A 26,119-nucleotide genomic window follows, 5' to 3' on the forward strand; every position below is an offset into this window, starting at 1 on the left:
GCGACAGCCCGAAGGCCCGCCTCCCGCACCCGCGGTGCAGCGCGTCCGACTGCGCTACACCAAGCGCGGCCGCCTCCGGTTCACCAGCCACCGTGACTTCCAGCGCGCTTTCGAGCGCGCCCTGCGCCGAGCCGCCGTACCCATGGCGTACTCGGCGGGGTTCACGCCGCACCCCAAGGTGTCGTACGCCAATGCCGCACCCACCGGCACGGGCAGCGAGGCGGAGTATCTGGAGATCGCGCTCACCGCGGCCCGCGACCCCGAGGAGCTGCGGCTGCTCCTGGACGAGTCGATGCCCTCGGGCCTCGACATCGTCGAGGCGGTCGAGGCCCGTACGTCGGGTCTCGCCGACCGGCTCACCGCTTCCGTGTGGGAGCTGCGGCTGGACGGCGTGGCGCCGGCCGAGGCGGAGCGTGCGGTCGCGGCGTTCACGGCCGCGGACACCGTCGAGGTCAGCAGGAAGACCAAGAACGGCGTACGGACGTTCGACGCCCGGAGTGCGGTCGCGGACCTCGCGGCCGTCCCCGGGACGCACGACGCCCGGGCTGATAGGCCGAGCGACCAGCCCTGTGCGATACTGCGGCTGGTTGTTCGGCACGTGACGCCTGCCGTTCGACCCGACGACGTCCTGTCCGGTCTTCGCGCCGTGGCCGACCTGGCGCCGCCGGTCGCCGCAGCGGTGACCAGGCTGGCGCAGGGGCTGTTCGATGAAGAGACCGGCACGGTGACCGACCCGCTCGCGCCCGACCGCGAGGCGGTCGCAGCCGCCCCAGCCGATCGCACCGGGGCCGCCGCAACCGCCGCCGCGAAGGCGTCGGCGTAGGGAAGTCCCGCGTAAGGACGCACGTCGTAGCGCCGCCCTCGTATCCGGGAGCCACCTGGGTCGGGCAGCGCACCCACCACAAGACTTTCGCCAGGCCGTACGCACACATGGCGTACGGAACCGGCGAGACAGGACACAGAGAGCTCCCGTGCGGCGCCCGCGCCCCGGACGGCGGCACCGCGCATCGCGCGAGCCGCGGACGTCACCGGCACAGCCGGGCCAGGCGCGGCGCCCGGGAGCCTGACGGGAGATCCACCCGCATGCTCGAGCCGACCGAACCCGCCGAGCCCACCACGGGCTCCGAGGACAACACCACCCCCAGCGACACCCTGCCGCCGCGGCGCCGCCGCCGGGCCGCGTCGCGCCCCGCCGGTCCGCCGACCGCCGCCTCCGAGGCCGCGGCCGAGACCACCGCGCCGGCCATACCGGCCGTCGCGTCCGCCGAACGCGTCGCGGACGACCCCACCGAGGCCGCCGAGGCCGCCCAGGCCCCCGCGGCCGAGACGCCCGGCACCGAGGACGCGGCGCCGCCGCGTGCGCGCCGCCGCGCCACCCGCCGGGTCTCCGCGCCCGCCGCCGCTCCGGTGGCCGAGGAGGCCGCCGAGACCGTGCTCCCGGTCGCCGACGCCGCGCCCGCCGAGGCGGCGCAGCCCCCGGCCGCCGCCGAGGAGCCGGCTCCCTCCGGCCGCCCCCGCCGCCGCGCCACCCGCCGGGTCACCGCCCCCGCCGCGGCGCCCGCCGACACCGCCGAGGCCGTGGCCCCCGCCGAGCCCGCCGCCGAGCAGGCCGAGCCGGCCGCCGACGGCGGCACCCCCGCCGAGGACGCCGCCCCGCGGCGCGCCACCCGTCGTCGTGCCGCCCGGCGGGCCTCCGCCCCGGCCGGCACCCCCGAGGGCGAGGCCGCCGACGAGCGTGCCGAAGCCCCCGCGACCGTCGCGGACAAGCCCGCCGAGCCGGAGCCGGAGCGGGCCGAGGCCGCGCAGGCCGACACCGCGCCCGCGGAGGACACCGGCCCGCGCCGGGGACGCCGCCGCGCCACCCGCAAGGCCGCCGGCGGCTTCTCGGCCCCCGCGCCCAAGGGGACCGAGGACTCCGGGCGCCGCCCGGGCCGGCCTGCCGTCGCCGTGTTCCAGGCGCCGGTGTTCACCGAGCCCATGTTCCAGACGCCGGAGCGGGCCGCCGCCGCTGCCGCCGCCGAGGCGGCCGGCGCGAGCACCGAGGCCGCCGCAGCCACCGAGGCGCCCGAGCCGGCCGAGGCCGTCGAGGAGCCCACCGGCGGCCGTCGCCGCCGCCGTCGCCGCGCCGCCGAGGACGAGCCGGCGCCCGCCGCCGAGGAGATCCAGGCGCCCGCCGAGGACTCGGCGTCCACCGAGGACGCCGAGGACGCCGCCGACGACGCGGAGGGTGACGACGGCGACGAGGAGTCCGCGGGCTCGCGCCGCCGCCGCCGTCGCGGTGGCCGTCGCCGTCGCCGCGGCGAGTCCGCCGACGCCGACCACGACTCCGCCGACGAGGACGACGCCGCGGCCGAGCAGGCCGCGCAGGACGCCGAGGACACCGCCGAGCAGGTCGAGGAGGACTCCGAGGAGTCCGGCGACAACGAGCGCGGCGAGTCCGGCGGCTCCAGCAGCAGCCGCCGTCGTCGCCGTCGTCGCCGCCGTGCCGGTGACTCCGGCGGTGACGGCGAGACGGGCGAGAACGACCCCGAGCGCACCGTCGTCAAGGTCCGCGAGCCGCGCGGCAGGAAGGACGAGCGGCACGGCGACGCGTCGGACGAGGTCCAGTCCATCAAGGGCTCGACCCGCCTGGAGGCGAAGAAGCAGCGCCGCCGCGAGGGCCGCGAGCAGGGCCGCCGCCGCGTCCCGATCATCACCGAGGCCGAGTTCCTGGCCCGCCGCGAGGCCGTCGAGCGCGTGATGGTCGTCCGCCAGAGCGGCGAGCGCACCCAGATCGGCGTCCTCGAGGACGACGTGCTCGTCGAGCACTACGTCAACAAGGAGCAGTCGACCTCGTACGTCGGCAACGTCTACCTGGGCAAGGTCCAGAACGTGCTGCCGTCGATGGAGGCCGCCTTCATCGACATCGGCAAGGGCCGCAACGCCGTGCTCTACGCCGGCGAGGTCAACTTCGAGGCGCTCGGCATGTCGGGCGGGCCGCGCCGCATCGAGTCCGCCCTCAAGTCCGGCCAGTCGGTCCTCGTGCAGGTCACCAAGGACCCCATCGGCCACAAGGGCGCCCGTCTGACCAGCCAGGTCTCGCTTCCCGGCCGCTACCTCGTGTACGTGCCCGAGGGCTCCATGACCGGCATCAGCCGCAAGCTGCCCGACACCGAGCGGGCGCGGCTGAAGACCATCCTCAAGAAGATCGTCCCCGAGGACGCGGGCGTCATCGTGCGCACCGCCGCGGAGGGCGCCAGCGAGGACGAGCTGCGCCGCGACGTCGAGCGGCTCCAGGCGCAGTGGGAGGACATCCGCAAGAAGGCCAAGAGCGGCAACGCCCCGACGCTGCTCTACGGAGAGCCGGACATGACCGTCCGGGTCGTCCGCGACATCTTCAACGAGGACTTCTCCAAGGTCATCGTCAGCGGCGACGAGGCGTGGGACACCATCCACGGCTACGTCGCGCACGTGGCGCCCGACCTCACCGACCGGCTGTCGAAGTGGTCCTCCGAGGTCGACGTCTTCGCGACCTACCGGATCGACGAGCAGCTCATGAAGGCGCTGGACCGCAAGGTCTGGCTGCCGAGCGGCGGTTCGCTGGTGATCGACAAGACCGAGGCGATGGTCGTCGTCGACGTCAACACCGGCAAGTTCACCGGCCAGGGCGGCAACCTCGAAGAGACCGTGACCAGGAACAACCTGGAGGCGGCCGAGGAGATCGTGCGCCAGCTGCGGCTGCGCGACCTGGGCGGCATCGTCGTCATCGACTTCATCGACATGGTCCTGGAGTCCAACCGGGACCTGGTCCTGCGCCGCCTGCTGGAGTGCCTGGGCCGCGACCGTACGAAGCACCAGGTCGCCGAGGTGACCTCGCTGGGTCTGGTCCAGATGACCCGCAAGCGGGTCGGCCAGGGACTGCTGGAGTCGTTCTCCGAGACCTGCGTCCACTGCAACGGCCGCGGTGTCATCGTGCACATGGAGCAGCCGGCCTCCGTCGGTGGCGGCGGCAAGCGCAAGAAGCGCGGCCGGGGTGGTGCCGAGCAGGTCCACGAGCACGACCACGACCACGACACGCACGAGAGCGCCGAGGAGCCCGCGGAGAGCGAGGCCGAGGTGGCCGCCGAGGCCGCCGCGCCGGTCGCGCTCGCCGAGCCGGAGTTCCAGCCGGACGAGGAGCTGTACGGCAGCGTCGCCGAGGCGGAGGCCGCCGCGGGCCGGGGCCGTTCGCGCCGCCGGGCCACCCGGCGCGCCTCGGCTCCCGCCGGTGCGCCGAAGGCCGAGGAGCGCGCTCCCCGCAGCCGCCGCGAGGAGCGGGCCGAGCGCGCCGCCGCCCGGTCCCGTGAGGCCGCGGAGGCCGAGCCGGCCGCGGTCGAGGACCCGGTCGTCGAGGCGCCCGCCGCCGAGCAGCCGGTCGTCGAGGCGCCCGCCGAGGCGGAGGCGGCCCCGGTGGCCGCCGCCGCGGAGGAGGACGCCGCGCCCAAGGGCCGTACGCGTCGCCGGGCGACCCGGAAGGTCTCGGCTCCGGCCGGTGCGCCGAAGGAGGCCGAGGAGACCGTGGTCACGGTCGCCGTCGCGGACTCCGCCGGGACCGCCCCGGCGCCCGAGGCCGACGCCGCGCCCGCCCCCGAGCCGGTGGCGGAGACCGCCGCTCCGGCCCGTCCGCGCCGCCGCGCCGTCCGCAAGGCGACCGCGCCCACGGCGTCCGCGGAGGCGGCCGTCACGGTCGTCCCGTCGGCCGCCGGGGAGCCGGTCGACGAGCCGGTGGCGGCCGAGGCTCCCGTGGCGGAGGCCGCCGAGGCCGACGCCGAGGCGCCGGCCGCCAAGAAGACGGCGCGCAAGACGGCGAAGAAGGCGCCCGCCAAGAAGACCGCCGCCAAGAAGACCGCGGCGGCCAAGAAGACGGCCGCGAAGAAGACCACGACGGCCAAGAAGACGACGGCCAAGAAGACGGCCGCCAAGTCCACGGCCAAGAAGACCGTGGCCGCGGAGCAGACCGCTCCGACCGTCACGGCTTCGGCCGACGAGGGCTGAAACAGCCTCTGACCTGGTGTGGGGGGGGCCCCCCGGGGGGGGCCCCCCACGCAGCATGCCCGTGGTGACCACGATGCGCCCCGCGTCGCGACGGCCCCCGGGCAGCGCGTAGGCGTCGGGGCGGGGGTCCTCGACGACGCAGAGGCCGCCGGCCGCCGGAATGCCGGCGACTCCCCGACGGGCGGCGTGCAGCCGCCGCAGTTCCGACCGGGCGCGCCGCACGACGGTGGCGCAGGTGACGGCGAGCGCGCCGCCGGCCAGCACGGAGACGCCCAGCACGGGACCCGCCGGTCCCGCGTCGAAGGGGTGGACGAGATGGGCCAGGCCGGCCAGGGCCGGCACGGCGAGGGCGGCGGGGAGAAGCAGTACCCCCAGGCATGCCAGCACGCCCACGGCCAGGGCGGCGGAGACCGAGGTGAGGGCCCACAGGGCCGTTTCCGGCCGCACCCGGTCGACCAGGCGCCGGGCCGGCAGCGGCAGGGCGAACGGCAGGACGAGGGGGATCAGCAGGAGCGCGATCACCGGCCGCCTCCGTCCAGCAGCCGCCGCAGCTCCGCCTCGTCGTCCGGGCTCAGCCGTTCGACGAAGCGGGCCAGGGCCAGGCTGCGGTCGCCGTCCTGGTCCAGTTCGCGGTGCATCCGCCGGGCGGTGAGGCCGTGCGAGTCGGCGACGGGGAAGTAGAGGTAGCCGCGCGCGGCGGGGCTGCGTCCCACCGCGCCCTTCTCGTGCAGGCGCACGAGCAGGGTGGCGACCGTCGTACGCGCCAGTGACTGGGGTATCGCCGTCCTGACCTGGGCGGCGGACAGGGGTTTGCCCGCGGCCCACAGGGCGGCGAGGACGCTGGTCTCCAGCTCGCCCGCCGGCCTGCGCTCGCCGTCGGAGTCCGTCATCGCCGCGTTCCTTCCCGTCCTCGGTGCCAGGGGTGCCGACTACAGAATGGTAGACGGTCGCCCCGGGGCGCGACCGGCCGGAGGGGAGGCCGGCCGGCCGGCCGTGCACGGCGGGGGACCGGCGGTGCGCGGCCCCGCCGATCGCTCGCGCCTCCGGGGTGACCGGCACCCGGCTCCGGTGTCCTGCGGCCGGGCCCGGCCCGACTGCCCAGGCGCCGAGTGCCGGATCACCCGCTCCGACCCTGGCGGCGTCCGGCGGCGGCAGTGCCCGACGCGAGCGCGGGGTCCGGCGTCAGGCGGCAGTCGTCAGGAAGGTGGCCACGAGCCGTCGGGCCCAGTCGGGCGACGCGGGGCGGTCGCTGAAGATCGCCCGGTAGTACAGGGGGCCGAGCAGTGCGTCCACCGCGCTCTCGACGTCCGGCGCGGCGCCACCCCGCGCGCGTTCCCGCTCGATGATGGCGCTCAGCTGCGCGTGCCGGTCGGCCGTGCAGGCGCAGCCGCCCTCAGGGCCGGAGCCGATCGTGGCGCGCATCAGCGCGAGGGTGTCCGGGTCGGTGAGGTCGGTCGCCACGTCCTCCATCCACCGCTCCAGGTCGCCGCCGAGCGAGCCGGAGTCCGGCACGACCACGTCGCCGCTGAACCTGCTCGTGGCGACGTCGCCGAGGAGCTGCGCGGCCGAACCCCAGCGGCGGTAGACGGTCGTGGCGTGCACGCCCGCCCGGGCGGCGACGGCGGGGATCGTCAGTGCCTCGGCGGGCTGCTCGGCGAGCAGTTCGGCCACGGCGCGGTGGACGGCGGCCCGCACCTTGGCGGAGCGGCCGCCGGGGCGTACCTGTGCTGGAGCGTCAACCATGACGGAATTATCGCACTGATCGCTGCGTTAGTGCTAGCGTCGTTAACGCATTGATCGCTGCGTTTGGAGAGAGCTCCCATGCCCGGTTCCGCCCCGCCCCAGAGCACGACCTCCCCGTCCGCCGTCGATACGCCGCCCGGTGGACGACGGCGCGAACTCGGCCGTCCGGCAGCCTTCGCCGCCCTGGCCGTCGTCTTCGTCCTGTTCCTGGCCGCATCCAGCGCGCCCTCCCCGCTCTACGTCGTCTACCAGCAGGAATGGCACTTCTCCGCCACTACGCTCACCACCGTCTTCGCCGTCTACGTCCTGGGCATGATCGCGGCCCTCCTGGTCCTGGGCGCCCTGTCCGACCACCTCGGCCGCCGACCGGTCCTGCTGTCCGCCGTCGCCCTCGAAGCCGGGTCGATGATCCTGTTCCTCACCGCGCAGGACGTCGGCGTTCTGATGGCCGCGCGGCTGGTCCAGGGGATCGCCACCGGTGCGGCCATGACCGCCCTCGGCGCCGCACTGGGCGACCTCAACCCCGCCCACGCGCCCCACCGGGCCGGCGTCGTCACCGGCGCCGCACCCACCTTCGGCCTCGGACTGGGAGCCCTGGGCTGCGGATTCCTCGTCGAGTACGGTCCGCACCCCACCCGCCTGGTGTACGCGCTGCTGCTGGCCGGCCTCGTCGTCGCCGGCGGCGTGCTCGCGGCGCTCCCCGAGACCTCGCTGCGCCGTCCCGGAGCCGTCCGGTCGCTCCAGCCGCGCCTCAGGGTCGCCTCCCACCTGCGGGCCGATCTGCTCGGCCTGGTGCCGATCCTCGTGGCGAGCTGGGCGCTCGGCGGCCTCTACCTCTCCCTCGGACCCTCGGTGGCCGCCGGACTGTTCGGACTCACCAGCCACGTCGTCGGCGGGCTCGTGGTCACGCTCCTGACGGTGCCGGCGTCCCTGACGGCGCTCACCCTGCGCGGCTGGCCCGTCGGCCGCACCCTGGCCGTCGGCGCCAGCCTCCTGCTGGCGGGCACCGCCGTCGCCCTCGCGGGAGTCGAGGACCACGTGCTGGTCCTGGCGGCGCTGGGCACCGTCATCGCCGGCGTCGGCTTCGGCGCCTCGGCCCTCGCCGGCTTCGGCACCCTGGCCCGCATAGCCGCCCCCGCCGAGCGCGGGGAGCTGCTCTCCGTGGCCTTCGTGATCTCGTACGTGTCCTTCAGCGTGCCCGCCGTGATCGCCGGAATCGCCGTCACGCACGCGGGACTCCACGAGACCGCGGTCGTGTACGCCGCGACGGTCGCCGTCCTGTCCGCCCTCGCCCTGCTCGCCCAGGGACTCCTGGCCCAGCGCACGGCGGCCCGCCGCGCCGCGGCTCCGCGCACCTGCCCCCAGGCGTGACCCGGCCGCAGCCGTCCGGCGACGCGGGATCCGGCACCCGCCCGGCTCGGCGGGTGTCAGGCCGCCTCGGCCCGCCGTTCGCCCGCGCCGGACCCCGACGTGTCCGACGCGGCGCCCCGGACCAGGCGCAGATGCCGGGGGCGCGCGTGCCGAGCCGGGCGGCCGGGCGGGTCCTGAGCGGTGAGGAACCGGTCCTCCAGACGGTCCATCGCGTAGAGCAGGACTCCTTGGGCGGGCAGCAACAGGAGAGCGACCACGGTCACCACCGTCCCCCCTTCGATCGACGTAGAACGGCGGGTGCCCCGGCCCCGTCATGATCAGTGGCGGCGTTCCGTGGAGGTTTCGTGACCGGCGCGGCGCGGGGCCCGGACGCCGCACCGGGCACCGCGTGCGGCCGGCGGCGGCACCGTCATCCGTTGGGCGCGGCGTTGCTGATGACGGAGAGGACCGAGCCGGGTTCGCTCTCGACGGCGATGTCCCCGAGGGTGACGATGCCGACCGGGAGGCCGTCGTCGACGACGGGGATACGCCGGACCGCGCGCTGGCGCATCAGGGCCACCGCACGGTCGAGGTCGTCGTCGGGGGAGACGGTCACCAGGACGTCGCTGCATGCCTGAGCCGCCGTCACCCGGTCGATGTCGCCGCCGCCGCACATCACCCGGACCACCAGGTCCCGGTCGGTCACCACCCCGCGCAGCCGCCCGTGCTCGACGACGAGCACGGCGCCGATGCCCTCGTCGCGCATGAGGCGGGCGACCTCGGCGACCGGGGTGAGGGGGGAGACCGACCGCGGGGGACCGGTCATCACGTCGCGCACCATCGCGTCCCTCACGCGGTCGCTCACCCTGACGTCGGATCTCTCGGTTCGCATCGGCGTTCCGGCTCCTTCGGCTCGGTCGATCACTGCCCCCCTCGTGTACCCGGGCTGCGCCGGCGCTCCCGTGCGCGCGGCCACCCGCCGCCCGCGCCGGACGCGTGGAATCCACCGGCGCGACGATGAACTCCCCCTCCCGCCAGGTTCGTTCAGATGCCGCGCGCGTCCGCCAGGACACTCGCCCGCTCCATCATCCGCAGCGGTTCGCGGCCGTCGGCCCACGCGTCGTTGAAGGCGGGGACCGATGGCACCGAGGGGCCGAACCGCCGCCGGATCGCCTCCAGCAGCAGGTCCATCGCCCGCGCCTCCAGACGCCGGTCCCCGCCGGACTCCCGGCGGATCGCACCCTGCGAACACAGGGCCCCGTTCTCGTCCACCAGCGCCCCCGCGCACCATCCCGCGTCCCTCATCCGCTCCGCGGCCCGGTGCAGGAGCGCCGCCACCGGCGTCGCGCGGGGACCGGAGACGTCGGCGGGGCCGGCCGGAGCGGACGGGGGGACCGTGATCCCGGCCCAGTCGAGGGGCGCCGTGCCGACGCTCCCTCCCTCGGCCCGCTCCGTCTCGATGTGCGCCGTGTTCACCTCGTAGGCCACCGCCGCCACCGCGAGGCGGACCTCCATGAGCCGTTCGGCCGCCTCCAGGCGGGCCTCCAGCGACAGGAGACCGTCCGGAGCGGGGCGAGAGCCGTCCGGCGGGGAGCCGCCGGGCAGGTCTGCGGAAGCCGGGGCCGGGTCCGTGGGCGGGGTCGTGCGTGAGGGGAGCCGCATGCCGGATGGATTCCAGGCAGGAGGCCGCGCTCAGCACCGCCGGACGGGTGATGTCGGGCGCCGGGCACGCGGGGTACCCGCGTGTCCGGTCTACCGGGCGGCCGCCGGACGCACCCGCCACAGGTCGCGGAGCAGCGCGATCTCCGCCATGTGGTGGATGAATTCGAGGTTGGCTCCGGCCAGGACGGCGACGTAGGGGTCGTCCGGGTCCGAGCCGTAGGGGTACTGCGAGAAACCGACCGTGTCGAGCTGCTCCTCGGTGACGGTGGCCACGCTCGCGCGCCAGCGGTCGATCAGGTCCCAGAACCGCTCCAGCGCGAGGGCCGCGGAGGGCGTGAAGTCGACCAGCTCCCTGGGCTCGCGGCGCCGCTCGCCGAACGTCCACTCCCAACTGCCCCGGAAGTGGAAGTGCAGATGGGCGATGCGCCAGGCGATGGTCGTCACGGGCGTCTCGTCGGGCTCCGGCTCACCCGTGTGGGCGAGCACCTCGCGTACGCGCTCGACCCCCACGCTCCAGTCCGCGGCGATCTTCTCGACCGTCATGCCCTCCGCCGCCTGCCGGGCGACCTCCGCGTACTCGCTCGCCGGAATGTCCGCGGCTCCCAGGTCCATCACCCAGGCGCCCGGACCGAACGCCCGGGGCGTCGTCGCCTCGGCACGGGGCCGGAGCGACCAGCACGCCGGTGCCGGCTCCCACAGGTACTCCTCGTCGCCGAGTCCGGCCAGCCGCACCCGGGCCGCCTCGCGGGCCTTGTCGAACTGCTCCAGCAACAGGCCCAGGCGATCCGCGCGCGTGCCCTCGTGTCCCATTCCCGGCCCCTCCCGCGGTCGTGTCCCCCGTGTTCCACCGGTCGTGCGGAAGGTAGCGGTCGACGCGGCGGCCGCGCGACCCGATTCCGGTCCGCAGGCCGCCCCGATTCATGACCCGCGCCGCTGAATGGCAGCGCGGCCGGCGGTTGGACTTCGCCGCACGGGCGGCGCAGAGTGACGTCATGCCCCCTTCGACCAGCGAAAGGGGCGGACACCTGTCGCCGGCGGAGAACACACCATGAGCCACCTGCCCGACCCCAAGCGCTACGACGGTCCGATGCGTTACCGGCGCACCGGCCGATCCGGACTCGACCTTCCGCTGCTGTCCCTCGGCTACTGGCACAACTTCGGCGACGACAAGCCGTTCGAGACGCAGCGCGAGATCGCCCTGCGCGCCTTCGACCTCGGGATCACGCACCACGACCTGGCGAACAACTACGGCCCTCCCTACGGCTCGGCGGAGATCAACTTCGGCCGGCTGATGCGGCAGGACCTCAAGCCCTACCGCGACGAACTCGTCGTCTCCACGAAGGCCGGCTGGGACATGTGGCCCGGCCCGTACGGCCAGGGAGGCGGCTCCCGCAAGTACGTGCTCGCCTCGCTCGACCAGTCCCTGAGCCGGATGGGCCTGGACTACGTCGACATCTTCTACTCCCACCGGCTGGACCCCACCACGCCGCTGGAGGAGACGATGACCGCCCTGGACACGGCGGTCCGCCAGGGCAAGGCGCTCTACGTCGGCATCTCCTCCTACGACGCCGAGCGCAGCCGTCAGGCGGCCGCGATCCTTCGGGAACTGGGGACGCCGCTGCTGATCCACCAGCCCTCCTACAACATGCTCAACCGGTGGATCGAGACCGACGGCCTCCTCGACGCCGCGGCCGACGAGGGCTTCGGTGTCATCGGCTTCACCGCGCTCGCCCAGGGGCTCCTCACCGGCCGCTACCTCGACGGCGTCCCGCAGGACTCGCGCGCCGCCCAGGACAAGTCCTTCGACACCGGATGGCTCTCCGAGGAGACCCTGCGCCGACTGCGGGCACTGAACGACATCGCCGGCCGGCGCGGCCAGAGCCTCGCCCAGATGGCACTCGCCTGGGCCCTGCGCGACGAGCGGGTCACCTCCCTGGTGATCGGCGCCTCCCGGACCGAGCAGCTGGAGCAGAACGTCGCCGCGCTCGACCACCTCGACTTCTCGGCGGAGGAACTGGCCGAGATCGACGCGCTGACCGCGGGCAGTTTCGGTGTCGACCTGTGGAGCGACGCCCGCCAGGGCACCCTCGGCAGCTGACCCGCGCGTTCCGCCCTCCCCGGTGCCCCCGTACCCCGTGCGTACGGGGGCACCGGCGCGTCGGCCGGGTGACGGTAATCCGGCGGGAGCAGAAAGGTGCACCGGTGCGGGAACCCCGGAGCGCCTGCGGACGACTGCCTGGGGGCACCGGCCGAACAGCGGGCGGTGCCGGGCGGCGTCGGGTCTCCGGCGGGCACCGCCCTGCCCTGCAGGCTGACGGCGCCCGATGGCGCCGCCGACAGAGCGAGGTTCCCGGATGTCCGTCCGTTCCGACATACCCGACCTGCCCGAGGCGGGCACCACCGGACCCGGGCGCCCGCCGCGGCCGGTGCCACCGCGGACGGGCATCGGCGCGATGCTGGTGCGGCTGCACTTCTACGCCGGTGTCCTGGTGGCTCCGTTCCTGCTCGTCGCCGCCGTGACGGGCCTGCTCTACACCTTCACACCGCAGCTCGACGCGTGGGCCTACGGCAAGGAGCTGACCGTCGCCCGCGCCGGCGACGAGCCCGGGCCGCTGGCCGGGCAGATCGCCGCCGCACGGGCCGCGCATCCCACGGGCACCCTGACCGCCGTCCGCCCGGGCCACGGCGACACGACCACGCAGGTGGACTTCGCGCTGCCCGAACTGGGCGAGCGGGCCCACACGGTCTACGTCGACCCGTACACGGGCCGGGTCACGGGCACGCTGACCACCTGGTACGGCAGCACTCCGCTGACGACCTGGCTCGACGACCTCCACCGCAACCTGCACCTGGGCACGGCCGGACGCTTCTACTCGGAGTTCGCCGCCAGTTGGCTGTGGGTACTGGTGCTGGGCGGGCTCGCCCTGTGGTGGCGCAGGCAGCGCGGCAGCCGGACCGCGCGGCGCCTTCTGGTCCCCGACCGCTCGGCGAGGAAGGGCGTACGGCGTACCCGGAGCCTGCACGCCGTGACCGGCGTCTGGCTCGCGGTCGGCCTGCTGGCCCTCTCCGCGACCGGCCTGACCTGGTCGCGCTTCGCGGGCGAACACTTCTCGCAGGCACTGGACGCGCTGCGGTCCGGCACTCCCGGCGTGTCCACCGCGCTGTCCGGTGCGCCGGGAGGCGCGGCCGGCGGCCACACACACGGCGAAGGCGGCGCGACCGGTCACGCGGCCGGCCGCGTCGACCCCGCGGATGTCGACGAGGTCCTCGGCGCGGCCCGGCGCGCCCGACTGGACGGGCCGGTCGAGATCGCCGTGCCGCGGGACGCGAGCACGGCGTGGACGGTCTCGCAGACCCGCAACCTGTGGCCGGTCGGCCGCGACAGCCTGGCCGTCGACCCGTCCACCGGCCGGGTGGTCGACCGGGTGGACTTCGCCGACTGGCCGCTGCTGTCCAAGCTGACCCGCTGGGGCATCAACGTCCACATGGGCACGCTGTTCGGCCTCGCCAACCAGATCCTGCTGGCCGTCCTCGCGGTCGGTCTGATCTGCGTCATCGTGTGGGGATACCGCATGTGGTGGCTGCGCCGCCCCACCCGGGCCGACCGCCGTGCGCCGTTCGGGGCCCCGCCGGCCCGCGGCGCCTGGCGGGGCGTGCCGCCCTGGGCCCTTCTCCTCGGCGGGGCCGCGGTAGCGGCGCTCGGCTGGGCGCTGCCTCTGTTCGGTGTCCCGCTGGCCGCGTTCCTCGCCGTCGACCTCCTCGCCGGAGCGGTCCGCCGGCGCACGGCCGGCCGGCGCGCGACGACTCCGGCGGGCGGCTGACGCTCCGCGACGCGCCGCGCGAGGCGCCGGAGCTCCATGGCGGCGTGCGCGGCGGGGTGCCGGCGCCGGCACCCCGCCGGACCCGGTGGGCAAGGCAGGCACCGGCCGGGCCGGGTCCGGGCGCCGACCGGACGGCGGCCCGGGCCCGGCACGAGCCGCGGCGACGGCCGGGACGGTCGCGGAGGTCGTTCCGCTGCCGTGCGCGGCCGGCTGGGGCCGCCGGATCGCCGGACCGCGCAGGGCGGGTCGTGGAGCGCTCTCCGGCCCGCGGCACGCGCTCGCACGGCGGCCGTCGAGAGCGGAACCCCGGGCCCGATCCGACCGGTGCCGACCTCGACACGTCCGCGGCCGATGTGACGTAGGTCATAACGCGAGGGCGGAACTCGATGCCCCTTTCGTCCGACTTCTCGACCGGTGTGGCACCTCGACCGCCACCCGTCGTGCAGGGTTCGAGAAGATCAGGAAGACCGACCATGGCCGAGTCCCGACCGCCGTCCCACGCCCCGGAGGCCATGCCGCGCCGGGGCGCGGTCCCGCCCGCGCTCTGCGGCTTCCTGCTGTTGCTCGCGCTCGCGTTCTGCGGGGCGTACGCGATCGGGTGCGCCGCGGGACCGGTCGGGCCCGGCATGCGCGCCGAAACCGGCCCCGGAGCCCGGCATGCGGCCGGCGACGGGCCTGGCCACGGGCACGGGACCGGACGCGGCCACAGGGGCGGCGGAGCGGTCGAGGGAGGCGGCACGCCCGTCACGACCCGCGGGCACGGTGGGTCGTGACGGCCGGGCCGACGACCGCTCCGGCGGTCACCGACCTCGTCGTCGGGGGCATGACCTGCGCGGCCTGCGTCCGGCGGGTGGAGAGGAAGCTGGCCAGGCTGGCCGGTGTCACCGCCACCGTCAACCTGGCCACCGGCCTCGCCCGCGTCACACACCCCCACCACGTGACACCGGGGGACCTGGTCACCGCGGTCGAACAGGCCGGCTACCAGGCGGCGCCGCCCCCGTCCCCCGCGCTCGACGACGAGCCTCCCGCACCGGAACGGACCGGCGCGCCGGACGCCGCGGCGGCCCGGAGCGAACGCCAACGCCTGCTCGTCACCGCCCTGCTGGCCCTCCCGGTGCTGCTCCTGTCCATGACGCCGTCCCTGCAGTTCCGCGACTGGCAGTGGCTATGCTTCACCCTCGCCGCCCCGGTGGCGGTCTGGAGCGCCCGGCCCTTCCACGCGGCGGCGCTGAGAGGTCTCCGGCACGCCACGGCGACCATGGACACCCTCGTCTCCCTGGGCGTGACCGCGTCCTTCTCCTGGTCGGCGTACGCGCTGCTTGCCGGGGGAGCGGGCGACCCCGGGACCCGCATGTCCTTCGAGCTGCTGCCCTCCGTGTCGGACGGAACGGCGCACCTCTACCTGGAAGCGGCCGTGAGCGTCCCGCTGTTCGTGCTCGCCGGGCGGTTCCTGGAGGCCCGTGCGCGGCACGCCACCGGGGCGGCCCTGCGTTCCCTGGCGGAACTGGCCGCGAAGGAGGTGTCCGTACGAGACAGCGACGGCGAGCGCTCGATCCCCGTCGAGGCGCTGCGCGTGGGCCGGGAGTTCATCGTCCGCCCCGGTGAACGGGTGGCCACCGACGGCCGGGTCGTCGAGGGCGGCTCCGCCGTGGATCTGTCCCTGGTGACGGGCGAGAGCGAGCCCGTCGAGGTGCACCCCGGCTCGGACCTGGTGGGCGGAGCCCTCAACACGGGCGGGCTGCTCCTGGTCAGGGCCACCGCCGTCGGCGCCGACACCCGGCTCGCCCGCATCACCCGGATGGTGACAGACGCGCAGGCCGGCAAGGCGCGGGCGCAGCGGCTCGCCGACGCGGTGGCCGGAGTCTTCGTCCCCGTCGTGCTCGCCGTGGCGGTCTGCGTCCTCGGATACCGGCTCGGGGCCGGCGCCCCGACGCAGGCCGCCGTCACGGCCTGTGTGGCGGTACTCGTCGTCGCCTGTCCCTGCGCGCTGGGCCTCGCCACGCCGACCGCCCTGATGGCCGCCACCGGCCGGGGAGCCCAGTTGGGCGTGCTGGTCGGCGGAGCCCACGCACTGGAGGCGCTCCGGAACGTGGACACGGTCGTGCTGGACAAGACCGGCACGCTGACGTCCGGTCACATGAGTGTCGCGCGGCTGACGGTGACCCCCGACGGGATCGGCCGGGAGGCCGCGCTGCGCCTGTCCGGCGCGGTGGAGCAGGGCTCGGAGCACCCGCTCGGACGAGCCGTCGCCGCCTACGCCCGTCGCTCGGGCCGCAGCCCGGCCCTGCCCGCCGTCGAGGACTTCGCCGCCCTTCCCGGCCGCGGGGTGCGGGGCCGGGTGGAGGGCCGCCATGTCGAACTACGCTCACCCGAGGGTGAGTTGCCCGCGCCGCTCGCCGCCGCCCTGGCGGACGCCGAGAGCGCGGCCCACACCCCCGTCCTGCTCCTCGTGGACGGCCGGCCCGAGGCGCTCGTAGCCGTCGGCGACGTCCTGCGGCCCGGCGGCTACCGGGCGGTGGACCGGCTGCGACGGCTCGGCATCCGCCCGGTGCTCGCCACCGGCGACCGGGAGGCGCCCGCCCGCGCCGTGGCGGCTGCCCTCGGCATCGGCGAGGTGCACGCCCGGTGCTCGCCGGAGGGCAAGGCCGCCCTGGTCCGACGGCTGAGGGATGCCGGCTGCCGGGTGGCCGTGGTCGGGGACGGCGTGAACGACGCCGCCGCGCTGGCCGGCGCCGACCTCGGCATCGCCATGGGAGGCGGGGCGGACGCGGCGATCGGCGCCGCCGACCTGACGCTGGTCCGCGGCGACATCGAGGCACTCGTCGACGCGGTGCTGCTGGCCCGGCGCACCCTCGGCACGATCCGCGCCAACCTGGTGTGGGCCTTCGGCTACAACCTCGTCACCGTGCCCCTCGCGGCGGCCGGGCTGCTCACCCCGATGGTGGCCGCCGCCGCGATGTCCGCCAGCTCCGTGCTGGTGGTGGGCAACAGCCTGCGGCTGCGCGCCTGGCGGCCCGGAACCGTGCGGCGCCGTCCGGCCGCCACCCCCGGCGGAGTCCGGCCCACCGCGGCACGTCCCGGCCGCGGGCGGCACGGAGCGTGCGCGCCGTCGACCGCGTCCGCGACGAGCCGTCCCGACACGGCATCATGAGCCCGTCTGCCGTGCCGGGACCGCCATCTGCCGTCTCGCCTGGTGTCGTGCCCTTCGGCCGCCGTGCGACGGCGGGTGCCGCCGGGCAGGCGGGGCGTGCCCCTCGACGGGCGCACCTCGTGACGTGCCCCGGGGCGTTCTCGTTCTCGTAGGCGTGACGGTCGCCCGTCGAGTTCCCGGCCTCCCCTGTGACGTGAGTCACCGTCAGCTCGGTGAGGCCCCCTCGGACGCACGGCCGTAACCCTTGTTGTCGAACGGATCGCTGGTGCGAAGATGGGCACGTCATGACGGTCGGTGGGTGGTGCCGCACGGCGCGGGCCGGGATGTTCGCCGCCGTCTGCGTTCTGCTCGCCGCCCTGGGCCACGTGATGATGTCCGGGGCATCGGTCCCCGGCTGGACGCTGGCGGCCGGGGCCGCGGCCACCGGCGGTGCGGGCTGGTTCCTCGCCGGGCGTGAGCGCGGGACCGCGCTGGTCGTCACCGTCGTGGTGGTCGCCCAGGCGACGCTCCACGAGACCTTCGCGCTGGGCCAGTCGATGACCGCCGCGACGGCCTCCGGCCGGCCGGTCCTCCCGGGATCCGGTACGGACCCGTTTGCGGAGCCCGTGCCCACGGGCCGGACGGGCGCGGGGCTCCTGGATGCGGGCCCGATGCACATGGACCCGATGGGCATGGGGTCGATGGGCGGGGGGTCGATGGGCGGGGGAGGGATGCTGCACGGCACCGACGGCACCGCCCATCTGCACGGCGTCCTCGGTGGCGGAGGCGGTTCGCTCGGCATGCCCGCCGCCCACCTGCTGGCGGCACTCGCGTGCGGGATCTGGCTCGCCCACGGAGAGCGCGCCGTCTTCCGGCTGCTGCGGACCGCCGCCGCACGGCTGTCCGCACCCCTGCGGATGCTGCTCGCGCTCCCCGCGCCGGGCGACCGGCCCCTGCACCGGCGGCGCCGCACCCCCGCACACCGGACGTCCCTCGCCCGATTCCTTCTCTGCTACTCCGTCACCTCCAGGGGGCCTCCGACGGGTGCCGCTGTCCGCTGAGACAGCCGGATCCACCGGAGCCCACCCACGCGGCACTCCCGCCGCCGACGCCCCCGCACCACCGGGGGCCCGGCCGCCTGCCCCGTGACGAGCCCCGGACATCGCCGTACCCCCACTTACGGCGCACCCCCCTGGACCGGAGAGCGGCGCCGCTTCACGCGACGCCGCTCCCGACGACATCCGAGAAGGACATCACGTGACCACATCCGTCCTGCCCGTCCCTCCCGGGACACAGCGCGCCGCGGCGGACGCCGCCGCCACCGCCTGGGCCCTGGCCGCACGCAACGGCGACCGGCACGCCGCCGAACACTTCGTCCGCGCCCTCCACGGCGACGTGCTGCGGTACGTCGCCCACCTCAGCGGAGACCCCCAAACGGCCCAGGACCTGGCCCAGGACACCTTCGTCCGCGCCTTCGACAGCCTGCCGCGCTTCGAGGGCCGGGCGTCTGCACGCACCTGGCTGCTGTCCATCGCCCGCCGCGCGGTCGCCGACAGCTTCCGCCGCGCGGCGGCGCGGCCCCGGCCGGCCGACACACCCGACTGGCAGGCGGTCGTGGAGCGCGTCCAGCCCCGCGGGCTGCCGGGATTCGACGACGGCATCGCACTGCTGGACCTGCTGGCCGCGCTGCCCGGCGACCGCCGCGAGGCGTTCGTGCTGACCCAGGTGGCCGGACTCTCCTACGAGGACGCGGCCCGCTGCATCGGCTGCCCCATCGGGACCGTCCGCTCCCGGGTGGGCCGGGCCAGGGCCGCTCTCGGCCGCCTGCTGGCCGAGGCCGACGACGCGTCCCGCACGGCGGCCTGACACCACGGCCGACGCCCTCCCCAGGTGGTCGTCGATCCCGCCCCTCCGGTTCCCGGGCGATTCCGGCAGCGGAAGCACCGGGGGTGGAGGGGCGCACGGACCCGGCGGACCGTGCCCCCGCCGTCCGGCACACCGGAGGGTGGCGGCACGGTCGCCGGGTATGCCCTGGGCAGCACCGGGCCCGGTGATCGAGACACCGCGGCCGCGAGCCTCGCGAAAGGGAGTCGACCATGACCGACATCACCGGGCTGGAGCCGCTGGCCACGTTCTGCGGGGACTGCGACTGCGGCTGCCCGCAACTGTTCGTCGACCCGGCCGCGCCGGCCGAGCGCCGCGTCCTGCTCACGGACGACTTCGGCCAGCGCGTCCAGATGAGCGCCGACCAGTTCGCCTCGCTGGTGCAGGAGGCGAAGGCCGGAAAGCTCGACGGCGTCGCCACCGCCTGAACGGTCACCCGCACGGACGGCGGACGGACGACCACGGGTGGCCCCGGGCCGAGGGCGTCCCGTGCGGGCGGCTCGGCGGCGGAGGAGAGGGCCCGGCCTCCTGCCGCCGACCGCCGGCGAGGTCGTCCTCGGCGCTGGCCGGGCGCCGCGCCCGGCCGCCACCGCCGGCGCGGACGCGGTCGTCGCCCGCACCGGTTCAGAACGACCAGCGCGTATGGCTGTACACCCCGTCGTCCCGCCCGAATCCGTACGCCGTCGACGGGGCCACGCCGAACACCAGTGCCGCGCCCTTGCGGATGGCGTCGCCGATACCGTGGAAGGTTCCCTCGGCAGAGGTGATGTGCGCCCCGTACTTGTCCTCGTAGGCCGTGATCACCTCCTCCAGGACCGCGGGCTCCGAGACGTGCTCCGCCGTGCCCTCGACCACGAGGTCGAGCCCCTCGGTGAGCGCGTTCCCGCCGGTGGTCAGCGCGCAGTGTCCGTCGTGGGCGAGGTTCCTCGCCTTCTGCTCGGAGGGTCCGGTGGAGAAGTACAGCCTGCCGTCGTGCCAGGCGGCGATCACGGGCGTGACGTGCAGCCGGCCGTCGGGCCGGACCGTGGACAGCTGGAAGATCTCGGCGGCGGCCAGCATCCGCCGCGCCGTGGCCCAGTCGGTGGCGGTCACCTCCGCCGCTCCTGGGCGCGGCGTGAGCGCCGAGCTGTAGCGGGCGTCGAGCTCGGTCACGGGCCGCTGCCCGGATTCCTGCGTCGGCATGGGAACTCCTTTCTCTCCTGTTGTCGACCCCTTCCCCGGACGGAAGTCATCGGCATCGCCCGTCCGGAGTGTGTTCCACCCCCGATCGGACGGCCCGGCCGGACCCGCCGGCGTCCGGATGCCGGCCGCCGGCGTGTCCCGCTCCACGCGTCCGGACGGGGCGGCCCGGCGCCGCCCGCCGCTGCCCGGCCCGGGGCCGCCCCGCCCCGTGCGGGCCAGCCGGCCCGTCACTGCGGATGCGCGCCGCCCCCGGCGCCCGCACCCTGAGGGCATGTCCAGCGAGCAGCCCGTCGTCGTCTACCCGCCCACCGCGGACGGCGGCCGCAGAGTCCGCCTCCACCAGGGCTTCGTCGGCATGGCCTACACGTTCCTCGACATCGCCGAGTTCCTGCGCCGGGCCGGCATGGAGGACGTGGAGCCCTCCGACATCCGGACGGCGGAGTGGATCGAGTGGCGGGGCGGCGGTCCCGGGGTCTGGGACCACTGACGGAGCGCCTGGCCCGCCCGGGACGGACGGGGCCGCAGCGCGCACGGGTGCACGGACGGCGTCGCGGCTTACGGGTGTCGGCTTCTGTGTCACCGGAGTTCGTCCGACCGCTGGTGCAACGGCCTACTGGCCGGTATACAGGCGACGTTGGGTCCGCCGGGCACGAGCCGCCGAGCGGCCGGGCGCCGCCGGGCCTTTCCGTGCGCCGTGGCCGCCGTTGCCCGTTTCCATGGACGGTCAGGGTTTCAGGGGAGGGGCATCATGATCCATCGGACGCGTCCGGGTACGACCGCACGGCGACGCACCGCCGCGGCGCTCGCCGTGCTGAGCAGCTGCGCGCTCACCGTCGGCGCCACGAGCACGGCCTCCGCCGCGGCGGGGGAGCGGCACGGCGGACCCCGCACCGACTACGTCGCCCTGGGCGACTCCTACACCTCCGGACCCCTGATACCCGATCAGGTGGACGCGAACTGCGCCCGGTCCGACCACAACTATCCGTCGATCACCGCGCACGAGCGCGCAGTGGCGTCGTTCAGGGACGTCAGCTGCGGCGGCGCGACCACCGCCGAGATGTGGCAGGCCCAGGGGACCAACGGACCCCAACTCGACGCGGTGGGGCGCGACACCGACCTCGTCACCGTGCAGATCGGCGGGAACGACGTCGGCTTCGGGTCCATCATCAGCACCTGCGCCGGGCTCAGCGCGACGGACCTCACCGGTGACCCGTGCCGCCGCTACTACGGGTCGGGGGGCTACGACCAGCTGACGCTCAGGATTCTCCAGACGGCGCCGAAGGTCGCCCGGGTGCTGCGCGCGGTGCACGCCAGGGCGCCGCACGCGCGCGTGGTGGTCGTCGGCTACCCGGACCTCCTCCCCGACGACGGATCGGGCTGCTACCCGACGGTCCCCTTTGCCGCCAAGGACTTCCCCTACCTGCGGGACACCGGCAAGCGCCTCAACGTCATGCTGCGCGCGGTCGCGCTGCTGAACCGGGCCGACTACGTGGACACGTACGGTCCCACGGTGGGCCACGACATGTGCAAGGCGCCCGCCGACCGCTGGATCGAGCCGCTGCGCCCCACCGCGCCCGCCGCGCCCGCGCACCCCAACGCCAAGGGCGAGGAGGCCATGGCCCGGGCCCTCGCGGGGACGCTCGGCCGCCACGCCCGGCACCACTGACGCCGCCGCGACCGGACGGCCCCGTGCGGGTGTGCGCGGGGCCGTCGTCCGGGCGTCCCCTCCGGGCCGGTACGCACGCGCGGACCGTGCCGGGCGACGGACTACGGGGACCACGGACCATGCGCGGCGCAACCGGCGCGGCGGGAGTCCGGTGCGGCCCGGACCGGGGCGCCGCGCGGCGCCTGACACCGACCCGCGCTCGCGGTGCCCGGAGAGCTAGGGTCCGGGCACCGGGGGGCCCGGTTCGGCCACGGCCATGAGCAGCCGGGCCGTCTCCTCGGGGGCCTCCAGCATCATGTCGTGACCGGTGGCCAGGCTGCGCACGGCGCTGCCCTGCTCGACCGCCGTGGCGAACGACGTGTCGAGGCTGCTCAGCGGCGGGCCGGTGTGGCGGACGTAGCACCGGGGCAGCGCGGCGAGGGGGCCGGGGGCGAAGTGCACGGGTTCCGTCTGGCAGCGGAACGGGAAGTCGGTGAGCCGCGGACCGGCCCACGCGCGGAGCTCCTCGTCCCGCACACCCCATTGCGACAGGAACGCCGGGTCGGCCGGGAGATACCAGCCGTCGCCGGCCTCGGCCACCTGCCGGCGATAGCGCCGGGCGACCTCCGGGGGCTCGACGTCCAGGAGGCACTCGCCGGGCCGGACGACGAACGCACCCAGCCACACCACAGCGGCCAGCCGGCCCGCCGCGCGCTCCGCGACGGGGCCCGCCAGGATGCCGGAGTAGCTGTGCAGCACCAGGTGGACCTCGCGCAGGTCCTCGTACCACAGCAGGTCCGTGAGGTCGTCGACGTGGGTGGAGACGCCCACCGAGCGGGACAGTTGACGGACCCGCTCCCCCTGCCCGGTCAGGCTGGGTGTGAAGACCCGGTGCCCCCGGTCGGACAGCGCGTCGCGGACCCGCCTCCAGCACCAGGCGCCGTGCATGGCCCCGTGGACCAGCAGGAAGTTCGCCATCAGCGCCACCGTTCGTCCGGTCGCCATGGGCTGGGGCCTTCTCCCGTCGCGACGTGACCGCTCGCGCGGCGAGCATCCCTGCCAGTATGCGGCGACCGGTGCCGCCCCACCCGTCGATGCCGGCCGGCGCCGGGCGGGCCGGCACCGACGGGTGGGGCGCCGGCCGGGGCGCACCTCGGAGCGGCGACCGCGGCGGGTTGCCGTGCGGCGGGCGGCTCTCTGGCACAGGATGCGCAGAAGCGAAGATCACGAAAGAGGGTGGCGGTGTGGGCGAGTCAGCGCCCCGAGGCACGCCGGGACGTCCCGGCCCGGCGCGGCTGCCGAAGGCGGCCGGCGGACTCCCGCGGCAGGTGCGCGAGGACCTCGTCCGCAGACTCCGGCGCAACCGGCGCGCCTTCCGCGCCGACGACGTGCAGGTCGTCGAGGGGCCGCTGCTGCGGCGCGCGGTCGGGGCCTCGGCCCTCGGCAACTGCATGGAGTGGTTCGACTTCGGCGTCTACAGCTATCTGGCCGCCACCATCGGCAAGGTCTTCTTCCCCGGTGCGTCCCCCGGGGCGCAGGTCGTCTCCTCCTTCGCCACCTTTGCCGCCGCGTTCGTGGTCCGCCCGCTGGGCGGTCTCGTCTTCGGGCCGCTCGGCGACCGGCTCGGCCGGCAGAAGGTGCTCGCCACGACCATGATCATGATGTCGATGGGCACCTTCGTCATCGGCCTCATCCCGAGCTACGCCACCATCGGCATCGCCGCGCCGATCCTGCTGCTCCTCGCCCGGATGGTGCAGGGCTTCTCCACCGGAGGGGAGTACGGCGGCGCGACCACGTTCGTGGCCGAGTACGCGCCGGACCGGCGCCGCGGATTCCTCTCCAGCTGGCTCGACTTCGGCACCTTCGTCGGCTACGCGCTCGGCTCGGCCCTGGTCACCGTGCTGAACCTCGCGCTCACCGACGACCAGATGATCGCCTGGGGCTGGCGGTTGCCGTTCCTGATCGCCGGGCCGCTGGGGGTGATCGGCCTGTACATGCGGCTCAGGCTGGAGGAGTCGCCGGCCTTCCAGCAGCAGCTCGACGCACACGACACGAGCATGGCCCGGGAGTCGGCCGGCACCGAGTTCAAGACCATCATCACCGAGCACTGGCGCCCGCTGCTCGTCTGCATGGGCCTGGTCCTGCTGTACAACGTCACCAACTACATGGTGACCGGCTTCCTGCCGACCTACCAGACAGAGACGCTGAACCGTTCCAGCAGCCGCGCCGACCTGCTGGTGCTGATCGGCATGGTGTGGATCGTCCTGCTCATCACCTTCATCGGGCGGCTCAGCGACCGGGTCGGCAGACGGCCGGTCTACGGGGTCGCCGCGGCCGCCATGATCGTGCTCGCCGTCCCGGCGTTCGAACTGATCAAGAGGGACGCCTTCGCGCCGTCGCTGTGCGGCGTCCTGCTCCTCGCCACCCTGCTGGCCTTCTTCGCGGCCCCCAGCGCGGCCACGCTGCCGGCGCTGTTCCCCACGGCCGTCCGGTACGCGGCGATGGGCATCGGCTTCAACATCGCGGTGGCGGCCTTCGGCGGCACCACCCCGCTGGTCACCGAGGCCCTCGTGAACGTCACCGGCGACGATCTCGTGCCCGCCTACTACCTGATGCTGGCCGGGGCCATCGGACTCGTGACCGTCAGGTTCATGCCGGAGAGCGCGCAGGTCCCGCTCAACGGTTCCCAGCCGATGGTCGGCTCCCGGGAGGAGCAGCTGGAGCTCGTCACCACCTCGAAGGAGCTGTACGAGATCGCCGCGGGGCGGCCCGGGGGCGACGACAGTCCGGCCGAGCCGACCAGGTGATCCCGGACGGCCTCCCCAGCCGCCCGGAAAACCCGTACCGCCGGCGCGGGAAGGGGCGCAGACTCATCGCGTGACCGACATGGACGCGTTCCGGGACGCCGTCACCGCCTGGGCGGCCCGGGGCCCCGCGGGGCCCGCACGTGAAGCGGCGGAAGGACTCTGCGTACGGACCGTCGTCCTGCTCGAGGGCAAGAGCGATCTCGCGGCCGTCGACGCGCTGGCCGCGATCCGGGGGCGGGATCTCGCGGCCGAGGGGGTCTGCCTCCTGTCGATGGGCGGCGCCATGAACGTCGGGCGTTTCGCCCGGTTCCTCGGGCCCCCGGGGCTGGGGCTGCGGCTCCTGGGAGGGTGCGACGAGGCGGAGCGCGGCTGGTACGAGCGAGCCTTCGCGGCCGTTGGCGTGCCGTCCGAGCGCATCTCCGTGTGTGCCGCCGACCTGGAGGACGAGCTCGTCCGCGCCCTCGGCGTGACCCGGGTGGAGGAACTCGTGCGCGCCCAGGGCGATCAGCGCCCGCTGGCCACCTTCCTCCGGCAGCCCGAGCAGCGGCACCGGACCGACCGGCAGCGGCTGCGCCGCTTCTTCGGCACCCGGTCGGGACGCAAGATCACGTACGGTCGCGTCCTCGTCGAGGCGCTCGATCCCGACCGCGTCCCCGCCCCGCTCGACCACCTGCTGGCCGGCCTCTGACCCTGCCGTGCCGTCGGCGTCCCCGGCCGGCGTGGTCGATCCCGTCGTGCGGGTCGGCCGTCCGCCACCACCCGCCGTGTGGCACCCCGCGGACGGCCGACCACTCCGCGCTGCTCTGTCGCCCTCTGTCCCGTTCTCCTCGGCTGTGCGGGTTTTTGCGGTGGGACGTGCCTCGATGGCCTCCGTGGCGGTGTGGCCCCGGGCATCCTCCTGGTGGATGCCCGGGGCCAAGGGTGTGTAATGCAAGTGGGCGGGTATGCGCACGAGGCGCTGTACACGGGGTCGAAAGTTGAATGCATTGGGGCCGGTTTCCGGAAATGAAGACGAAGAGGTGCCAGGCGCACCGGTGTTGCGGCAGACCGTCGCACTGGACGGCGAAGGGGGAAGTATCGCCGAGGCCCGCCGGCTGACGGCGGCCTTTCTGGCACGCGCGCAGACCGAGCACGGGCTGCCCGTATCCGCGCGTGCCCTCGGCATGGCGCAACTGGTGGTCAGCGAGCTGGTCACGAACGCCCGCAAGTACGCCCCCGGTCCGGTACTCATGGAACTGCGCGTCGCCGAGGTGACGGTGGACGTGGTGGTGTGGGACAGCGATCCGGTGCTGCCGGTGGCACGCGCAGCCGATCCCGACCGGATCGGCCAGCACGGCCTGGAGATCGTCAAAGCCGTTGCCGACAGCTTCGAGGTCCGCCGGGAGGCGGTGGGCAAGCGGATCACGGCCCGTATCGCCCTGCGGGACGTGCCCGGCGGCGACCTGGTGGACCGCCCGCTCCAGTAGCGGCCGGTAGCCGTCCGCGTCCCGGGCTCCCCCGCGTGCACCGGCGGAGGCGCGAGCCGTCCAGCCCCGCGGCACCGGCCCGGTCCGACCGCGGCCCGTGCTCCGTGCTCGACCCGCCCCGCTGTCACGACGGTGCCGGGAGTCGCGCACCGGCCTCCGCTCCCCGACTCCCGGCCGGAACACCCGTGCCCCGAACGGCCCAGCGGGAGACCCCCTCGGCCCGGGGCGGGAACTCGCCCCCCGGGGGGTACGCACGGCACCGCGACCGGACGGGTGCCGCACGGGCGGTGTCGGGCACGGACCGGCCTCGTCGACCGCCGGGCACGGGCGGCGGCGACCCGACGGGACGCCCCGAGCGCATCACGCCCTCGCGCCGGTGCCGCCCGACGGGCTCCGCTCCGGATGCGCCGCGTGCC

22 protein-coding genes are annotated in these 26,119 nt (G+C 75.3%); 14 read left to right on the forward strand and 8 right to left on the reverse strand.

Going from position 1 to position 26,119, the window contains the following annotated elements; all coding sequences use genetic code 11:
- Window positions 1–34: 34 nt before the first annotated feature.
- Together ACGFS9_RS08205 and ACGFS9_RS08210 are read left to right on the forward strand one after the other, a co-directional pair.
- Complete coding sequence (locus ACGFS9_RS08205; protein WP_393251523.1) at window positions 35–823, forward strand: TIGR03936 family radical SAM-associated protein; 789 nt, start codon at window positions 35–37, stop codon at window positions 821–823.
- Window positions 824–1,083: 260 nt separating this feature from the next.
- A complete protein-coding gene (locus ACGFS9_RS08210) occupies window positions 1,084–5,013 on the forward strand; it encodes a ribonuclease E/G (RefSeq protein WP_393251524.1) in 3,930 nt (1,309 codons plus the stop codon).
- A 518-nt stretch (window positions 5,014–5,531) separates the two neighbouring features.
- Here ACGFS9_RS08210 and ACGFS9_RS08215 read toward each other — a convergent pair.
- Both ACGFS9_RS08215 and ACGFS9_RS08220 read right to left on the reverse strand, forming a co-directional pair.
- Entirely contained in the window at window positions 5,532–5,903 is a 372-nt protein-coding gene (locus ACGFS9_RS08215) for a BlaI/MecI/CopY family transcriptional regulator (RefSeq protein WP_393251525.1), read from the reverse strand.
- A gap of 292 nt (window positions 5,904–6,195) precedes the next feature.
- Window positions 6,196–6,756 (reverse strand): TetR/AcrR family transcriptional regulator, encoded by a 561-nt coding sequence (locus ACGFS9_RS08220; RefSeq protein WP_393251526.1) that lies wholly within the window; start codon window positions 6,754–6,756, stop codon window positions 6,196–6,198.
- A 78-nt stretch (window positions 6,757–6,834) separates the two neighbouring features.
- Between ACGFS9_RS08220 and ACGFS9_RS08225 the strand changes: the two genes are divergently transcribed.
- Window positions 6,835–8,127, forward strand: coding sequence for an MFS transporter (locus ACGFS9_RS08225; RefSeq protein ID WP_393251527.1), 1,293 nt, complete (start codon window positions 6,835–6,837; stop codon window positions 8,125–8,127).
- Window positions 8,128–8,183: 56 nt separating this feature from the next.
- On the opposite strand, the gene ACGFS9_RS08230 is transcribed toward ACGFS9_RS08225, so the two are convergent.
- The 4 genes from ACGFS9_RS08230 to ACGFS9_RS08245 form a co-directional block, all read right to left on the reverse strand.
- Entirely contained in the window at window positions 8,184–8,390 is a 207-nt protein-coding gene (locus ACGFS9_RS08230) for a hypothetical protein (protein WP_393251528.1), read from the reverse strand.
- A gap of 146 nt (window positions 8,391–8,536) precedes the next feature.
- Window positions 8,537–8,998 carry a CBS domain-containing protein gene (locus ACGFS9_RS08235; protein ID WP_393251529.1) on the reverse strand — a complete coding sequence of 154 codons (462 nt, stop codon included), beginning with the start codon at window positions 8,996–8,998 and terminating at the stop codon, window positions 8,537–8,539.
- 152 nt (window positions 8,999–9,150) lie between these two features.
- Window positions 9,151–9,768 carry a hypothetical protein gene (locus ACGFS9_RS08240; RefSeq protein ID WP_393251530.1) on the reverse strand — a complete coding sequence of 206 codons (618 nt, stop codon included), beginning with the start codon at window positions 9,766–9,768 and terminating at the stop codon, window positions 9,151–9,153.
- A 90-nt stretch (window positions 9,769–9,858) separates the two neighbouring features.
- Complete coding sequence (locus ACGFS9_RS08245; RefSeq protein ID WP_393251531.1) at window positions 9,859–10,578, reverse strand: DinB family protein; 720 nt, start codon at window positions 10,576–10,578, stop codon at window positions 9,859–9,861.
- Between the two features lie 238 nt (window positions 10,579–10,816).
- On the opposite strand from ACGFS9_RS08245, the gene mgrA reads away from it, so the two are divergent.
- The 6 genes from mgrA (at window position 10,817) to ACGFS9_RS08275 (ending at window position 19,031) form a co-directional block, all read left to right on the forward strand.
- Window positions 10,817–11,866, forward strand: coding sequence for an L-glyceraldehyde 3-phosphate reductase (mgrA, locus tag ACGFS9_RS08250; RefSeq protein WP_393251532.1), 1,050 nt, complete (start codon window positions 10,817–10,819; stop codon window positions 11,864–11,866).
- A 256-nt stretch (window positions 11,867–12,122) separates the two neighbouring features.
- A complete protein-coding gene (locus tag ACGFS9_RS08255) occupies window positions 12,123–13,589 on the forward strand; it encodes a PepSY-associated TM helix domain-containing protein (RefSeq protein ID WP_393251533.1) in 1,467 nt (488 codons plus the stop codon).
- A gap of 823 nt (window positions 13,590–14,412) precedes the next feature.
- Entirely contained in the window at window positions 14,413–16,740 is a 2,328-nt protein-coding gene (locus ACGFS9_RS08260; protein WP_393251650.1) for a heavy metal translocating P-type ATPase, read from the forward strand.
- Between the two features lie 284 nt (window positions 16,741–17,024).
- Window positions 17,025–17,780 carry a hypothetical protein gene (locus ACGFS9_RS08265; RefSeq protein WP_393251534.1) on the forward strand — a complete coding sequence of 252 codons (756 nt, stop codon included), beginning with the start codon at window positions 17,025–17,027 and terminating at the stop codon, window positions 17,778–17,780.
- 196 nt (window positions 17,781–17,976) lie between these two features.
- Window positions 17,977–18,585, forward strand: coding sequence for a sigma-70 family RNA polymerase sigma factor (locus ACGFS9_RS08270; protein WP_393251535.1), 609 nt, complete (start codon window positions 17,977–17,979; stop codon window positions 18,583–18,585).
- Between the two features lie 230 nt (window positions 18,586–18,815).
- Window positions 18,816–19,031: a hypothetical protein gene (locus ACGFS9_RS08275; protein ID WP_393251536.1), complete on the forward strand. Its 216-nt coding sequence runs from the start codon at window positions 18,816–18,818 to the stop codon at window positions 19,029–19,031.
- Between the two features lie 196 nt (window positions 19,032–19,227).
- Here the strand turns inward: ACGFS9_RS08275 and ACGFS9_RS08280 are convergent, their stop codons facing one another.
- Complete coding sequence (locus tag ACGFS9_RS08280; RefSeq protein ID WP_393251537.1) at window positions 19,228–19,785, reverse strand: pyridoxamine 5'-phosphate oxidase family protein; 558 nt, start codon at window positions 19,783–19,785, stop codon at window positions 19,228–19,230.
- 271 nt (window positions 19,786–20,056) lie between these two features.
- On the opposite strand from ACGFS9_RS08280, the gene ACGFS9_RS08285 reads away from it, so the two are divergent.
- Both ACGFS9_RS08285 and ACGFS9_RS08290 read left to right on the forward strand, forming a co-directional pair.
- Complete coding sequence (locus ACGFS9_RS08285) at window positions 20,057–20,272, forward strand: hypothetical protein (protein WP_393251538.1); 216 nt, start codon at window positions 20,057–20,059, stop codon at window positions 20,270–20,272.
- A gap of 261 nt (window positions 20,273–20,533) precedes the next feature.
- Complete coding sequence (locus tag ACGFS9_RS08290) at window positions 20,534–21,451, forward strand: SGNH/GDSL hydrolase family protein (protein ID WP_393251539.1); 918 nt, start codon at window positions 20,534–20,536, stop codon at window positions 21,449–21,451.
- Window positions 21,452–21,667: 216 nt separating this feature from the next.
- Here ACGFS9_RS08290 and ACGFS9_RS08295 read toward each other — a convergent pair whose 3' ends face one another.
- A complete protein-coding gene (locus tag ACGFS9_RS08295) occupies window positions 21,668–22,408 on the reverse strand; it encodes an alpha/beta fold hydrolase (RefSeq protein WP_393251651.1) in 741 nt (246 codons plus the stop codon).
- 317 nt (window positions 22,409–22,725) lie between these two features.
- On the opposite strand from ACGFS9_RS08295, the gene ACGFS9_RS08300 reads away from it, so the two are divergent.
- From ACGFS9_RS08300 to ACGFS9_RS08310, 3 genes are all read left to right on the forward strand, one after another.
- Window positions 22,726–24,237 carry an MFS transporter gene (locus ACGFS9_RS08300; protein ID WP_393251652.1) on the forward strand — a complete coding sequence of 504 codons (1,512 nt, stop codon included), beginning with the start codon at window positions 22,726–22,728 and terminating at the stop codon, window positions 24,235–24,237.
- A 70-nt stretch (window positions 24,238–24,307) separates the two neighbouring features.
- Window positions 24,308–24,925: a TOPRIM nucleotidyl transferase/hydrolase domain-containing protein gene (locus tag ACGFS9_RS08305; RefSeq protein WP_393251540.1), complete on the forward strand. Its 618-nt coding sequence runs from the start codon at window positions 24,308–24,310 to the stop codon at window positions 24,923–24,925.
- 346 nt (window positions 24,926–25,271) lie between these two features.
- The gene (locus tag ACGFS9_RS08310; protein ID WP_393251541.1) at window positions 25,272–25,703 is read left to right on the forward strand and encodes an ATP-binding protein; all 432 of its coding nucleotides are present in this window, start codon (window positions 25,272–25,274) and stop codon (window positions 25,701–25,703) included.
- The last annotated feature ends 416 nt before the right edge of the window (window positions 25,704–26,119 follow it).

Source organism: Streptomyces sp. NPDC048566 (assembly GCF_043199735.1).
GTDB lineage: Bacteria > Actinomycetota > Actinomycetes > Streptomycetales > Streptomycetaceae > Streptomyces.

Coding starts and splice junctions, on each gene's coding strand:
- ACGFS9_RS08285 (WP_393251538.1), top strand. CDS start 20,057: ATGTCCAGCGAGCAGCCCGTCGTCGTCTACCCGCCCACCGCGGACGGC.
- ACGFS9_RS08210 (WP_393251524.1), top strand. CDS start 1,084: ATGCTCGAGCCGACCGAACCCGCCGAGCCCACCACGGGCTCCGAGGAC.
- ACGFS9_RS08280 (WP_393251537.1), bottom strand. CDS start 19,785: ATGCCGACGCAGGAATCCGGGCAGCGGCCCGTGACCGAGCTCGACGCC.
- ACGFS9_RS08225 (WP_393251527.1), top strand. CDS start 6,835: ATGCCCGGTTCCGCCCCGCCCCAGAGCACGACCTCCCCGTCCGCCGTC.
- ACGFS9_RS08260 (WP_393251650.1), top strand. CDS start 14,413: ATGACCTGCGCGGCCTGCGTCCGGCGGGTGGAGAGGAAGCTGGCCAGG.
- ACGFS9_RS08290 (WP_393251539.1), top strand. CDS start 20,534: ATGATCCATCGGACGCGTCCGGGTACGACCGCACGGCGACGCACCGCC.
- ACGFS9_RS08235 (WP_393251529.1), bottom strand. CDS start 8,998: ATGCGAACCGAGAGATCCGACGTCAGGGTGAGCGACCGCGTGAGGGAC.
- ACGFS9_RS08275 (WP_393251536.1), top strand. CDS start 18,816: ATGACCGACATCACCGGGCTGGAGCCGCTGGCCACGTTCTGCGGGGAC.
- ACGFS9_RS08215 (WP_393251525.1), bottom strand. CDS start 5,903: ATGACGGACTCCGACGGCGAGCGCAGGCCGGCGGGCGAGCTGGAGACC.
- ACGFS9_RS08255 (WP_393251533.1), top strand. CDS start 12,123: ATGTCCGTCCGTTCCGACATACCCGACCTGCCCGAGGCGGGCACCACC.
- ACGFS9_RS08220 (WP_393251526.1), bottom strand. CDS start 6,756: ATGGTTGACGCTCCAGCACAGGTACGCCCCGGCGGCCGCTCCGCCAAG.
- ACGFS9_RS08265 (WP_393251534.1), top strand. CDS start 17,025: ATGACGGTCGGTGGGTGGTGCCGCACGGCGCGGGCCGGGATGTTCGCC.
- mgrA (WP_393251532.1), top strand. CDS start 10,817: ATGAGCCACCTGCCCGACCCCAAGCGCTACGACGGTCCGATGCGTTAC.
- ACGFS9_RS08240 (WP_393251530.1), bottom strand. CDS start 9,768: ATGCGGCTCCCCTCACGCACGACCCCGCCCACGGACCCGGCCCCGGCT.
- ACGFS9_RS08245 (WP_393251531.1), bottom strand. CDS start 10,578: ATGGGACACGAGGGCACGCGCGCGGATCGCCTGGGCCTGTTGCTGGAG.
- ACGFS9_RS08295 (WP_393251651.1), bottom strand. CDS start 22,408: ATGGCGAACTTCCTGCTGGTCCACGGGGCCATGCACGGCGCCTGGTGC.